The organism is Buchnera aphidicola (Mindarus keteleerifoliae), assembly GCF_039392895.1.
Lineage (GTDB): Bacteria > Pseudomonadota > Gammaproteobacteria > Enterobacterales > Enterobacteriaceae > Buchnera_A > Buchnera_A aphidicola_A.
The window spans coordinates 1-13,873 of the sequence record NZ_CP135027.1 but is presented as its reverse complement, the minus strand read 5'-3'; the positions used below and the strand labels follow the sequence as shown (position 1 = coordinate 13,873).

Below are 13,873 nucleotides of genomic sequence, written 5' to 3'. Positions count from 1 at the left end.
CTTTTTATACAAGATGAAAAAATCAACTTTTTTAAAACATAAAATATTTTTATTCATAAAAAAATTTTCAAAAATGTTTTTTAATATTTAAACCTTTCTATTTTATTTTATATACGAGTAACTTACTTTATGTCTCTTTTAATCTGGAAAAAATGCCTTACTCAATTACAGAATGAATTATCTCCTACAGAATTTAGTATGTGGATACGTCCTTTAAAAGCTAAATTAAAAAATAATATTCTGGAACTTTATGCTCCTAACAAATTCGTATTAGATTGGGTAAAAGATAAATATCTAAAAGTTTTGTATCAACTATTAAATAATTTTTCTAAAAGCAATTCTCCTATATTAAACTTCAAGATAACTCCAAAAAACGTTACAATAACATTAAAAAAAAAAAATAAATAAAGAAGAAAACTTTTTTTTCCATAAAAAATGGGATATTTATTCCTCTTTTCATTCTTTTTTAAAAACTTGTAAAATTAATACTAAATATAATTTTAAAAATTTTATAGAAGGAAAATCTAACCAATTAGCAAGAGCAGCAGCATTTCAAATTGCCAAAAACCCAGGAAAATCTTATAATCCCCTTTTTTTATATGGAAAAACAGGATTAGGAAAAACTCATCTTTTACATGCAGTTGGAAATAGGATTATAAATACAACTTGCGATGCTAAAGTAATTTATATGCACTCCGAATCTTTTGTTCAAAATATGGTTAAAGCTTTAAAAAATAACGAAATAGAAACATTCAAAGCATATTATCGTTCTGTTAACACTTTATTAATAGACGATATTCAATTTTTTGCTAATAAAGAACGTTCTCAAGAAGAACTTTTCCATACTTTCAATGCTCTTTTTGATAAAAATCAACAAATTATATTAACTTCAGATCGTTACCCTAAAGAAATTAATGGAGTTGAAGATAGATTAAAATCAAGATTTAGTTGGGGTTTAACAATTTTGATTGAACCACCAGAATTAGAAACAAGAGTGGCAATTCTTATGCAAAAAGCTGAAGAAAAAAATATTTATTTACCAAATGAAGTAGCTTTTTTTATAGCTAAAAAATTAAAAACTAATATTAGAGAATTAGAAGGAGCCTTAAATACAATTATTGTTAATGCTAATTTTAGCAACAAAAAAATTACAGTTGAATTTGCTAAAGATGCCTTAAAACATCTTTTATCACTACAAAAAAAAGTTATCACTATAGAAAATATTCAAAAAACAGTTGCTAAGTATTATAAAATAAAAATATCTGATATTTTCTCTCGAAAGCGTTCTAGATCAATAACTAGACCGAGACAGATGGCAATGATAATTGCTAAAAAATTAACTAATCACAGTCTTCCTGAAATTGGAGAAGCATTTGGTGGAAGAGATCATACCACCGTATTACATGCTTGTCGAAAAATATATCAACTTCAAAAAAATACAAATTCTATAAAGGAAGACTATTCTAACTTAATAAAACTTTTATCTTCATCAGAACTATGAAATTTTCTATAAACCAAAAAAATTTAATCATACCGTTACAAAAAATAAATGGAATATTAACTAAAAATATGTCTTTTCCAATCATTTCAAATATTTTAATTAGTATTAACGAAAAAAATATTCTTTCATTAACAGCAACTAATTTAGAAATTGAAATTACAATTAAAATTAACAAAGTTAAAATTTTTAAAAAAGGAGAAATACTTATTTCAGGAAAAAAAATATTAAACATTTGCCGAAAAATTTCAAAAGAAACTTTAATTACTTTTTCTTTGTTTAAAGAAAAAATGTACATTGTTACTAATGATTGCTCTTTTATATTATCTACCGCATCAACAAAAAATTTTCCAAAAATTTTAAGTTTTAAATGTACTTCAAAAATATTAATTTCTAAAAAAATATTTAAAAAAATGTTATTGCATATTTATTTTAGTATGGGAAATCAAGATATTAGATATTATCTAAATGGAATTTTATTAAAAGTTAATGAAAAAGTAATCGAAACAATAGCTACCGATGGTTATCGTATGGCAATTGCTTCAAGTTTTATTATAGAAAAATTACCTGAATCTATAAATTTTTCAAAAATAATTCCTAGAAAGGGAATAATTGAATTAATACGATTACTTAATGATATAGAATCAAATCTAAAAATTTTTATTGGAAAAAAAAATATTTTGATGAAATTAGAAGATACTATATTTATAACGAAAACAGTCGAAGGAGATTTCCCAAATTATAAAAATGTACTATTTAAGAAAAATAAAAATAAAGTAAAAGTTAATGTTTTCTCATTAAAAGAAGCATTATCAAGAGTTTCTATTCTTTCTCATGAAAAACTTTATAATGTAACTCTATACATTTCAGCAGGAAAAATAAAACTAACAACCAGTAATCAAGAAGATGAATCAGCAAAAACTGAAATTAATACTGATTATCAATCAGATAACATAAAAATTTCTATTAATATAAATTTTTTGTTAGATATTTTAAATGTTATACAAAAAAAATATATTTTTCTTCTATTTGCTAATCCAGTCACCAATCTTCAAATTAAAGAAAAAGATGAGTTTTCAATTCACTATATAATAATGCCATTACGATTATGAAATTTATATAATTATGAATCTTTAAATTAATTTAAAATCATCCTGTATAACTTCTCATAATTTATGTTTTTTATAAAAGAAGTTCTATATCTATTAAATTTATGAGGAAAATTAATGAAAAAAAATAATTACGATTCGTCAAACATTAAAATCTTAAAGGGTTTAGATGCCGTTAAAAAAAGACCAGGTATGTACATTGGTAATACAGATGATGGAACAGGGCTTCATCATATGGTTTTTGAAGCTGTAGACAACGCTATAGATGAAGCTCTCGCTGGTTACTGTAAAAAAATTATAGTTACTATTCATTCAGATAACTCTGTTTCAATTAAAGATGATGGAAGGGGAATTCCAGTAGATATTCATCCTGAAGAAAAAATTTCAGCTGCAGAAGTTATTATGACGATGTTACATGCAGGGGGTAAATTTGATAGTTATTCATATAAAATCTCAGGGGGATTACATGGAGTAGGAATATCTGTAGTAAATGCACTTTCGGAAAAACTAGAACTAACAATTTACAGAAATAAAAAAATTTATAAACAAACATATTCTAATGGTATACCTATAAAAAAATTAATTTCTGTAGGTAAAACTAAAGATAGTGGAACTTGTATTAGATTTTGGCCAAGTCACAAAATATTTAGCAATATTATTATTTTTAAATATGAAATTCTATCTAAACGATTGCAAGAACTTTCTTTTTTGAATTCAGGAATTACGATAGTTTTAAATGATAATCGAAAAAATATTAAAGATTTATATCAATACAAAGGTGGAATAAAAGCTTTTATTAAACTGCTAAATTTTTCCAAAAAACCAATACATCAAAAAATATTTTACTTTTCTTCGGAAAAGGAAAAAATTATTTTAGAAGTTGCCATGCAATGGAATAACGGAATAAAAGAAAATATATATTGTTTTACCAATAATATTCCTCAACAAGAAGGAGGTACTCATTTAGCTGGATTTCGTGCAGCTATCACAAGAACCTTAAACTCGTACATAGATAAAGAAGGATACGTAAAAAAAAGTAAAATTCATACTACAGGAGAAGATGTTAGAGAAGGACTAATGGCTATTATTTCAGTTAAAGTTCCAGATCCAAAATTTTCTTCTCAAACAAAAAATAAATTGGTTTCCTCAGAAGTAAAATCAGTTGTAGAATCGTTAATGAATGAACACTTAATAGAATACTTATTAGAAAATCCTATTGATTCAAAATCAATAGTAAACAAAATAATAGATGCTGCAAGAGCAAGAAACGCCGCAAAACGAGCAAGGGAAATGACTCGAAGAAAAGGTGCTTTAGAAATTGCTGATTTGCCAGGAAAATTAGCAGATTGTCAAGAAAGAGATCCTTCTTTATCTGAAATTTACCTAGTCGAAGGCGATTCAGCAGGGGGGTCAGCAAAACAAGGTAGAAACAGAAAAAACCAAGCTATTTTACCATTAAAAGGAAAAATATTAAATGTTGAAAAAGCTAGATTTGACAAAATGCTCGCTTCTCAAGAAATAGCTACTATTATCACTGCTTTGGGATGTGGAATAGGAAAAAACGAATTTAATCCTGATAAACTAAGATATCACAGAATCATCATAATGACAGACGCAGATGTTGACGGTTCTCATATTCGTACTTTATTATTGACCTTCTTTTTTCGTCAAATGCCTGAATTAATTACTAGAGGACATTTATATATCGCTCAACCTCCCCTATATAGGATTATAAAAGGAAAAAAAGAATCTTACATAAAAGATGAAGAAGAAATGTTCAATTACCAAATACTAACAACTTTAAAAGATATGGAATTATTTACACAAGAAAAAATAAAAAATAATAAAAAAAATACCTTAATTTACAAAAAAAATCTATCAAGCTTTAAAACTTTAAAAAAAATAATTCTTTTATACTATCAAGTTAAAGAATCTATTAAAAAAATTCAAGATAAATATCCTAAAAATTTTTTAAATGAGTTAATTTATCATCCAATTTTATCTGATTTTAAAAACAAAAAAAATATTAAAATCTGGATTTCTAATTTAATAAAAAAATTAAATAAAAATTTAAAAGAAAAATATTCTTTGATAGAATTCAATGCTCAATCAAAAATAAAAAATTTTTTTCTAACAGTTAAATATAGTTTAAAAGAAAATTCTTTTGATTTCACTCTTGAAGAAGATTTTTTTAAAAACTATGAATATCAAAATATTAGTAATTTAGGAAAGATTTTTAACTCTTTAATTAAAAGAAAAAGCTATATTTTAAAAGAAAAAGAAAAGTATTTTTTTTCAAACTTTGAAAAGAACTGGAAATTTTTACTTTTAAAAAATAAACAACGTATGTTTGTACAGCGATATAAAGGATTAGGAGAAATGAATCCTGAACAGCTATGGAATACAACTATGAATCCTAAAACAAGAAATATGTCCAAAATTTTAATAAATGATTCTGAAAAAGCAAATTTAACATTCAATACTCTTATGGGAGATTCAGTTGAACCGAGAAGAAATTTTATAGAACAAAATGCTATGTATGCTAATAAAGTGGATTTTTAAACTCAATTTTTTCATCTTTTAAAAAATATATTTTTTATAATACGGCAGGGAAAAACCTGCCGATAAATATATCAATTAAATTTTATAAATTAGATTTCTCCATCATTTCAATTATTTTTAATTTTGCTATTTCTTTTGACAATTTTTTTATAATTTTTGATTGTTTCTTTATATTCTCACTAAAATTAATATTTCTTTCCAATCTTTCTTTATTTTTTAATATATTTTGACGATCTAAATCAACAGCTCGAATAATAGAATCTGCTAAAATTGATATTTTTTTTGGTTGAATTTCTAAAATTCCACCTGATATGTATAAATTTTCTATCTTGTTATCTATATCAGTGATTGATAATAAACCTGGTTTTATAAAAGTTAATAGTTGAGCATGATTAGGATAAATGCATAAATTTCCCTCTATTCCACAAACTTTAACTTTTTTAATAAATCCAGAAAAAACTATTTTTTTAATATTTACTACTTCTAATTGACAATCCATGATAAAAATCCAAAAATTATTTTTTTTAAAAAAATTATTTAAATTTTTTTGCTTTATTAAGTACTTCTTTAATGGATCCTACCATATAAAAAGCTTGCTCAGGAATATGATCATATTTACCTTCTATTATTTCTTTAAATCCTAAAATATTCTCTTTCAAAGAAACATATTTTCCAGAAAATCCAGTAAAAATTTCAGCTACAAAGAAAGGTTGCGATAAAAATCTTTGAATTTTTCTTGCTCTTGTTACTAAAAGTTTGTCTTCTTCTGACAATTCATCCATTCCAAGAATAGAAATTATATCCTTTAATTCTTGATATCTTTGTAACATTTTTTGAACAGAACGAGCAACATTATAATGTTCTTTTCCTACTATATTAGGATCTAATTGACGACTAGTTGAATTTAGTGGATCAACAGCAGGATATATTCCTAAAGAAGCTATTTGTCGACTTAACGTAATCGTAGAATCTAAATGCGAAAATGTAATAGCTGGAGAAGGATCTGTGAGATCATCTGCGGGAATATAGATAGCTTGAACCGATGTAATAGAACCTTTTTTTGTTGACGTAATTCGTTCTTGTAATTTTCCCATTTCTTCAGATAATGTTGGTTGATATCCGACAGCTGATGGAATTCTTCCTAATAAAGCCGATACTTCGGTACCTGCTAAGGTATATCTATAAATATTATCTATGAACAATAATACATCTTTTCCTTCATCTCTAAACTTTTCAGCTAATGTTAATCCCGTAAAAGCAACTCTTAATCTATTTCCAGGTGGCTCATTCATTTGACCATAAACTAAAGACACTTTGTTTAAAACCTTAGATTCTTTCATTTCATTGTAAAAATCATTACCTTCCCTGGTTCTTTCTCCTACACCTGTAAACACTGAATATCCAGAATGTTCTATAGCAATATTTCGAATTAACTCCATCATATTTACAGTTTTTCCAACTCCTGCACCTCCAAATAACCCAACTTTACCTCCTTTAGCAAAAGGACATATTAAATCAATAACTTTAATTCCTGTTTCTAATATTTCCTTAGAATTTAATTGTTCTACATAAGAAGGAGGCATTCGATGAATATCCCAATATTCTACAAAATCATCTTTATTTTTATTCAAAGGCCCCTGTTCATCTATAGGTTCTCCTAAGACATTTAGTATTCTTCCTAAAGTTAATTTTCCTACAGGTACTCTAATATAATGCTTTAAATTTTTAACTAAAGCACCTCTCTTTAACCCATTCGAATTCCCCATTGCAATAGTTCTAACAACTCCCCCTCCTAACTGTTGTTGAACTTCTAATACCAAAATATTATTATTATTTTTTACTTCTAAAGCATGATAGATTTTAGGAGTTTCATTATGTAAAAATTCTACATCAACTACAGCACCTATAATTTGAATAATTTTTCCAATAGTCATCGTTAGATCTCTAACTTTTTTAATTTAATGAAACTGAAGAAGCTCCAGAAATAATTTCAGTTAATTCCTGTGTAATACTACTTTGACGAACTTTGTTATATAATAATTGCAATTCATTGATCAAATCATCGCTATTTTCTGTAGCTGTTTTCATCGCTAGCATTCTAGCTGCTTGCTCACTAGCTATATTTTCTAATATAGCTTGATACACTTGAAATTCAATATATCTATCTAATAATATATTTAATAAAAACATAGGATCTGGTTCATATAAATAATCCCATTTGCTTATTTTTTGATTATTATTTTTTTTAAAATTTAAGGGTAACAATTTAAGTACAGTAGGAATTTGAAACATACTATTTTTAAATAAGTTAAAAGCTAAATAAAGCTTATCTATTTTACCTTCTTGATATTCTTGCAACATTCTTTTAAGAGGTTCAATAAATTGAACATTTATAGATTTCTCTTCTAAATTTATAATTTTTGAGATTATTTTTTCGTTGAAAAATTTAAAAAAAGAAAGCGCTTTAGATCCAAATATACAAATATTAGAAAAAATTTTCCTGTCAGAATACTTTTTCATTTTAATTAAAATTTTTTTGAATAAATTAGTATTTAAACTCCCACACAAACCTCTATCAGTAGATACGATAATCCATCCAATATTTCTGGTTTTTCTATCACTAAAATATGAATGCTGATATTCTAAAGAACTTTCTAAAATATTATTTATAATTTGAGATAAAATTCGTAAATATGGTCTGCTAGCGTACATTTTTTCTTTAGATTTTTTCATTTTAGCAAAAGAAACCATTTGCATAGCCTGAGTAATTTTTTTAGTATTCTTAATACTATCTATTTTTTGACGTATTTCGTTTTTACAAGCCATTTAATAATCTCTACTAATAATATTGTGCTTACCTAAGATAAATCAATCCTTTTGCATTTATAGTTTTGTATTATATCTATGAACATATTTTTTATTTTTTCGTTGTAAATTCCAGTCTTATTAATTTCAACAATTAATTTAAAATGAAATTTATTAAAATAATCTAATAAAGATTTTTCAAAAGAAGAAATTTTTTCTAATGAAATATCATCAAAATAATGAAATTCCGCTGAAAAAATAATTAAAGATTGTTCAGCAATTGACATTGGATTATGTTGATCCTGTTTCAATAATTCTGTTAATTTTTGTCCATATATTAATTGATTTCGAGTTATTTCATCTAAATCCGAAGAAAATTGCGAAAAAGAAGATAACTCTCTATATTGAGCTAATGAAGTTCTTATTCCAGAAGATAATTTTTTTATAATTTCCGTTTGAGCAGAACCTCCAACACGAGAAACAGATATACCTGGATCTACCGCTGGTCTAATACCGTTATTAAATAAATTAGTTTCTAAAAATATTTGTCCATCTGTAATAGAAATTACATTAGTAGGAACGAAAGAAGAAACATCTCCTGCTTGAGTTTCAATAATTGGTAAAGCAGTTAAAGATCCTGTTTTATCTTTAACTTTTCCTAAAGTCATTTTTTTTACAAAATTAATATTAACTCTAGCAGATCTTTCTAATAATCTTGAATGCAAATAAAATATATCTCCTGGAAATGCTTCTCTACCTGGAGGACGTTTTAATAACAAAGAAATTTGACGATAAGCAACAGCATGTTTTGAAAGATCATCGTAAATTATTAATGCATCTTCTCCTTTGTTTCTAAAATATTCACCCATTGCACATCCTGAATAAGGTGATAAATATTGTAGGGCAGGAGATTCTGAAGCAGAAGCTACCACAATAATAGTATTTTTTAACACATCATATTTTTTTAATTTACTTACAACATTAACTATTGTTGAAAATTTTTGCCCTATCGCTACATAAATACATTTAACACCTGATTTTTTTTGATTAATTATCGTATCTATAGCTAATGTTGTTTTTCCTGTCTGTCTATCTCCAATAATTAATTCTCTTTGTCCACGTCCAATAGGAACCATGGTATCGATCGACTTATATCCTGTTTGTATAGGTTGATTGATAAATTCTCTATCGATTACTCCTGGTGCGTTAGCTTCTACAGGTAAAAAAGAAGAAAAAGAAATTTTCCCTTTCCCATCTATCGGATTTCCCAAAGCATCAACAACTCTTCCTAAAAAATTTTCCCCTACGGGCACTTCTAATGATTTTCCTATGCTTTTAACTTTCATTCCTTCAGTAATTTCTAAATAACTACCTAATACAACTGCTCCAACAGTATCCCTTTCTAAATTCAAAGCTATGGCATATTGACAATTGGCTATTTCTATCATCTCCCCTTGCATAACATTAGATAAACCATAAATTTGAATTATCCCATCACTTACAGAAATTATTGTGCCTTCATTTTGAGTGATATTGCTGATTTCAAAATTAGTTATTCTTTTTTTAATTAATTCGCTGATTTCAGTAGAATTCAATTCCATATACTATTTTTCTCTTAAATATTAATTAAGCATGTAAAATATGTTTTAATTGCTTTAAATACGTTTGCAAAGAATTATCTATAACAAGATCATCTACTTTAATTATTATCCCTCCAATGATAGAGATATCTACAATTAAATTTAAAGTAATATTTTTAGAAAATTTTTTTTTAAGAAAATTCGAAATATTATTCATATTGCTATTAGATAAATTGAAAGGAGAAATTAAATCAACTTTAATAATGTTATTATGTTGATTTTTATATTTTAAAAAAAAAGAAAAAATATTTTTTAAATAAATCAACCGTTTATTGATAGCTAATAAATAAATTATTTTTTTTTCAATTTTTCCCAATTTTTTTTCACAAGCAATAGAAAATACTTTTATTATATACTTATATGAATATCCGCTTAAAAGAATCTTTTTTATTATTTTCGATTCCGATACTTTTGAAAAAAAAAACAATTTCTTTTCCCAATAATCAATTTGATTTGATTCAACAGAAAATTCAAAAATTGCTTTTGCATAAGGTCTAGAAATAGTATCTCCATTAACCATATATTATTTCTACTCTCCTTTTAAATTTGAAATATATTTTTTTATGAAAATATTGTTTTTAGATTCATTCATAGATTTCCTAATTATCTTTTCTGCTATAGTAATAGCTAATGTACTTGCATTATTTTTTAATTCTTCGCAAATTTTTTTTTGTTTTATTTCTATTGTTAAAGAAGCTTCTTTAATAATTTTCTGTTTTTCTTTTTCTGCTTTTTTTTTAGCAAATTCTAAAATTTTTCTATATTCTTCATTGGCTTTTTTCAAAATAATATTTGCCTTTTCTTGAGCAAGAAAAATTTTCTTTTTTTTGTTTTCTTTAATTGCTAATAACTTTTTTTTTGCTTCTTTTGAATATATTAAACCATTTTGAATTTCTTTTTTTCTTTCTTCTATTGTTTCAATAATTGGAGGCCATATGTATTTCATACAGAACCAAACAAAAAAAATAAATGAAATAGTTTGACCTAAAATCGTTGCATTTAAGTCCATTTTATTTTCCTCTTTATTTTCCAAAATTATTTTTTTTATAACTCATAATTTTTTCCAAATCGAATAAATCATTTTTTTAAATATTGATTCTTACGCTACTGAAAATAATAAATATAGTCCTATACCTACAGCAATCATTGGAATAGCATCTACCAGACCCATAACAACAAAAAATTGTGTTCTTAACAAAGGAATTAAGTCTGGCTGCCTAGCTGCTCCTTCTAGAAATTTTCCTCCAAGTATTCCAATTCCTATTGCAGCTCCAATGGCAGCTAAACCCATCATTATTGCTGCAGAAAAATATAATATTTCTACGTTTATATGTTCCATTTTTTTCTCCTGTACGTTAAGATTAAATCTTAAAAAAAAATTTTAATGTTTTTTAAAAGCCATAGACAAATATACTATTGTCAAAACCATGAAAATGAAAGATTGTAATAAAATTATTAAAATATGGAAAATAGCCCAAGGAACGCTTAAAAACCATTGAAACCACCAAGGAATTAAAGCTGAAATTAAAATAAAAACTATTTCTCCTGCATACATATTTCCAAACAACCGCAATGCTAACGAAATAGGTTTTGAAAGTAAACTAATACTTTCTAAAATAAAATTCAATAAGAAAAACAAAGGATGTTTAAAAGGTTGCATAAATAATTCTTTAGAAAAACCAATTACGCCTTTTTCTTTTAAACTATAAAAAATTACAAGCAAAAATATTCCAAATGACATTGATAATGTCACATTGATATCTGCTGAAGGTACAATTCTACAATTAGGAATTCCCAAAAATAATTTACTTATAAAAGGAAAAAAATCAACAGGAATTAAATCCATTAAATTCATTAAAAAAACCCAAACAAAAACTGTTAAAGATAACGGTGCTACTATTTTATTTTTAAAACAGTAAACATCACTTATATTTTTATTAACGAAATTAACTACAAATTCAATCAAAATTTGCATTCGAGTTGGTACTTTTTTAGCATCTTTCCTACCTTGATAAAAAATACTTAAAAAAAATAAACCTAAAAAAAATGAAAAAAATATTGTATCAATGTTCATTATCCAACAAGCAGAAGGAACATTTTTAGGATCAATTAATTTTAATGTACGTATATCTATTTGTAAATGATGTAAATGATGCAAAATATAATCTTTAGGAGTAATTATTTTTTCTAAATTCATTTTTAAACTTTTACCTTATAAAAAAATTTTTTTAAATATATATATTTTTTGAATTTTCTGTTCTTGAAAAAATTTAAACAAAACGTATTTAAAAAAAAAAATAAATTTACTAAACTTTAAATATTTATGTACAAAAAAAAACATTTTTTCTATTTGTAAATAAAACTACTAGTTAATAATTTTCTTATTTAAATTATATATACCTTTTAAAATTTATTAATAAAATAGATATTGCTGCAGGAGTAATTCCAGAGATTCGAGACGCTTGTCCAAGAGTCATTGGTTTTCGTCTATTTAATTTATCAATTACTTCATTTGAAAGACTACGAATTTTTTTATAGTCAAAATTTATTGGTAAAGACATTGTTTCATAATATAATTGTTTGGAAATTTCTTTTTGTTGACGTTTAATATAGCCCTGATATTTCAATTGAATCTCAATTTGTTCTGAAACTTTTTTATTTTGTATGTTTGGAGAAAAATATTTTAATGAAGTTAATAACTCGTAATTTATTTCTTGTCTTTTTAGCAAATCTATTCCTGTACTATTTTTTTTTAATTTTTTATTTAAAATTTTCTCCAAATCAGCAGATTCTTTAGAATCCGAATTAATAACTATATTTTTTAGTCGATTTTTTTCAAAATCAATCAATAACATTTTTTCATTGTACTTTTTCCATCGAACTAAATCAATAAGTCCTAATTTCTTTCCAATTTTTGTTAATCTAATATCAGCATTATCTTCTCTTAAAAGCAATCTATATTCAGCTCGAGAAGTAAACATTCTGTAAGGTTCTGTAACACCTTTAGTACAAAGATCATCTACCAGAACTCCTAAATAAGCTTGATCTCTTCTAGGAAACCAACCATCTAAATCAACAGCATATAGTGCTGCATTTAATCCTGCAAGTAGACCTTGAGAAGCAGCTTCTTCATATCCAGTTGTTCCATTTATTTGACCTGCAAAAAATAGACCTTTAATAACTTTACTTTCTAATGTAAGCTTTAAATTTCTAGGATCAAAAAAATCATATTCGACAGCATATCCAGGAACTAAAATTTTTGCTTTTTCTAATCCATATATTGAAGTAACAATTTTTTTTTGAATGGACAAGGGAAAGCTCGTGGAAATTCCATTAGGATAAATAGTAGTTGTTGATAAACTCTCGGGTTCTAAAAATATTTGATGACTAGTTCTATGAGCAAATTTCACTACTTTATCTTCTATTGAAGGACAATACTGTGGTCCTATTCCTTTAATCAATCCATTATACATTGAACTTTTTGAAATATTTGATCTAATTATAGAATGCGTTTTTTCATTTGTATGTGTAATGTGACATAAAATTTGCCGAGGATGTTCAGTTTTTTCATTTATGAAAGAAAAAAAAGGGACTGGAATGTCTCCTTTTTGAATCTGTAATTTTGAAAGATTTATTGATTTTAAATCTAATCTAGGAGGTGTTCCTGTTTTTAGTCTGCCATGAAATTTAGAAAATTCTTTTAATTTATCGCTTAAAAATTTGGAAGAAAAAGAATTCATTCTTCCTCCTTCAGAATATTTTTCACCTACAAAAATTTTTCCACCTAAAAATGTCCCAGTAGTTAAAATAACAGATTTAGCATAAAAAATATCTTTTAAATTTACATTAATTCCAATAACAATTTCATTTTTAATCAGAATATCAGTTACCTCACCTTCCATAATAAATAAATTTTTTTGATTTTTCAAAATTTTTTTTGTTTCTATTCCATATAAATTCCGATCTATCTGAGCTCGAGTAGAACGAACAGCTGGGCCTTTTTTTGAATTAAGGATTCTAAACTGAATTCCTGATCTATCGGAAATTTTCGCCATCAATCCACCTAAAGCATCTATTTCTTTAACTAAATGCCCTTTTCCAATACCTCCAATAGCTGGATTACAAGATAAAAATCCTATAGAATTTTTATTTTGTGTTACTAACAAAGTTTTTCTACCCATTCTAGCAGAAGCTGAAGACGCTTCAGTGCCTGCATGTCCTCCGCCAATAACAATAACGTCATATTTTTTTAAAAACAA

General features: G+C 25.5%; 11 protein-coding genes and 1 pseudogene. 3 read left to right on the top strand and 9 right to left on the bottom strand.

Annotated elements, in window-relative coordinates:
- Positions 1-129: 129 nt before the first annotated feature.
- From dnaA to gyrB, 3 genes and pseudogenes are all read left to right on the top strand, one after another.
- Positions 130-1,501: pseudogene (dnaA, locus tag RJT62_RS00060) on the top strand (chromosomal replication initiator protein DnaA).
- Positions 1,498-2,610, top strand: a complete 1,113-nt coding sequence (dnaN, locus tag RJT62_RS00055; protein WP_343153684.1) for a DNA polymerase III subunit beta — start codon at positions 1,498-1,500, stop codon at positions 2,608-2,610. The pseudogene dnaA and the gene dnaN overlap by 4 nt, the downstream one beginning before the upstream one ends.
- Positions 2,611-2,724: 114 nt before the next feature.
- Positions 2,725-5,169, top strand: a complete 2,445-nt coding sequence (gene gyrB, locus RJT62_RS00050; protein WP_343153682.1) for a DNA topoisomerase (ATP-hydrolyzing) subunit B — start codon at positions 2,725-2,727, stop codon at positions 5,167-5,169.
- 82 nt (positions 5,170-5,251) lie between these two features.
- Here gyrB and atpC read toward each other — a convergent pair whose 3' ends face one another.
- The 9 genes from atpC to mnmG form a co-directional block, all read right to left on the bottom strand.
- Positions 5,252-5,668 carry an ATP synthase F1 subunit epsilon gene (gene atpC, locus RJT62_RS00045; protein ID WP_343153681.1) on the bottom strand — a complete coding sequence of 139 codons (417 nt, stop codon included), beginning with the start codon at positions 5,666-5,668 and terminating at the stop codon, positions 5,252-5,254.
- A 34-nt stretch (positions 5,669-5,702) separates the two neighbouring features.
- Positions 5,703-7,103, bottom strand: a complete 1,401-nt coding sequence (gene atpD / locus RJT62_RS00040) for a F0F1 ATP synthase subunit beta (protein ID WP_343153679.1) — start codon at positions 7,101-7,103, stop codon at positions 5,703-5,705.
- A gap of 19 nt (positions 7,104-7,122) precedes the next feature.
- The gene (gene atpG / locus RJT62_RS00035) at positions 7,123-7,995 is read right to left on the bottom strand and encodes a F0F1 ATP synthase subunit gamma (RefSeq protein ID WP_343153677.1); all 873 of its coding nucleotides are present in this window, start codon (positions 7,993-7,995) and stop codon (positions 7,123-7,125) included.
- Positions 7,996-8,027: 32 nt separating this feature from the next.
- On the bottom strand, positions 8,028-9,575 hold the full coding sequence (gene atpA, locus RJT62_RS00030; protein ID WP_343153675.1) for a F0F1 ATP synthase subunit alpha: 1,548 nt from the start codon (positions 9,573-9,575) through the stop codon (positions 8,028-8,030).
- 25 nt (positions 9,576-9,600) lie between these two features.
- The gene (locus RJT62_RS00025; protein WP_343153673.1) at positions 9,601-10,134 is read right to left on the bottom strand and encodes a F0F1 ATP synthase subunit delta; all 534 of its coding nucleotides are present in this window, start codon (positions 10,132-10,134) and stop codon (positions 9,601-9,603) included.
- Between the two features lie 9 nt (positions 10,135-10,143).
- The gene (locus RJT62_RS00020; protein WP_343153670.1) at positions 10,144-10,623 is read right to left on the bottom strand and encodes a F0F1 ATP synthase subunit B; all 480 of its coding nucleotides are present in this window, start codon (positions 10,621-10,623) and stop codon (positions 10,144-10,146) included.
- Positions 10,624-10,713: 90 nt separating this feature from the next.
- Entirely contained in the window at positions 10,714-10,953 is a 240-nt protein-coding gene (gene atpE / locus RJT62_RS00015; RefSeq protein ID WP_343153668.1) for a F0F1 ATP synthase subunit C, read from the bottom strand.
- Between the two features lie 42 nt (positions 10,954-10,995).
- A complete protein-coding gene (atpB, locus tag RJT62_RS00010; RefSeq protein ID WP_343153666.1) occupies positions 10,996-11,811 on the bottom strand; it encodes a F0F1 ATP synthase subunit A in 816 nt (271 codons plus the stop codon).
- A gap of 193 nt (positions 11,812-12,004) precedes the next feature.
- Entirely contained in the window at positions 12,005-13,873 is a 1,869-nt protein-coding gene (gene mnmG / locus RJT62_RS00005) for a tRNA uridine-5-carboxymethylaminomethyl(34) synthesis enzyme MnmG (protein ID WP_343153664.1), read from the bottom strand.

Bases quoted from the DNA above. Each gene is read 5' to 3' on its own strand.
- atpA (WP_343153675.1), bottom strand. From the start codon at position 9,575: ATGGAATTGAATTCTACTGAAATCAGCGAATTAATTAAAAAAAGAATA.
- atpD (WP_343153679.1), bottom strand. From the start codon at position 7,103: ATGACTATTGGAAAAATTATTCAAATTATAGGTGCTGTAGTTGATGTA.
- atpE (WP_343153668.1), bottom strand. From the start codon at position 10,953: ATGGAACATATAAACGTAGAAATATTATATTTTTCTGCAGCAATAATG.
- RJT62_RS00020 (WP_343153670.1), bottom strand. From the start codon at position 10,623: ATGGACTTAAATGCAACGATTTTAGGTCAAACTATTTCATTTATTTTT.
- atpC (WP_343153681.1), bottom strand. From the start codon at position 5,668: ATGGATTGTCAATTAGAAGTAGTAAATATTAAAAAAATAGTTTTTTCT.
- gyrB (WP_343153682.1), top strand. From the start codon at position 2,725: ATGAAAAAAAATAATTACGATTCGTCAAACATTAAAATCTTAAAGGGT.
- atpG (WP_343153677.1), bottom strand. From the start codon at position 7,995: ATGGCTTGTAAAAACGAAATACGTCAAAAAATAGATAGTATTAAGAAT.
- atpB (WP_343153666.1), bottom strand. From the start codon at position 11,811: ATGAATTTAGAAAAAATAATTACTCCTAAAGATTATATTTTGCATCAT.
- dnaN (WP_343153684.1), top strand. From the start codon at position 1,498: ATGAAATTTTCTATAAACCAAAAAAATTTAATCATACCGTTACAAAAA.
- RJT62_RS00025 (WP_343153673.1), bottom strand. From the start codon at position 10,134: ATGGTTAATGGAGATACTATTTCTAGACCTTATGCAAAAGCAATTTTT.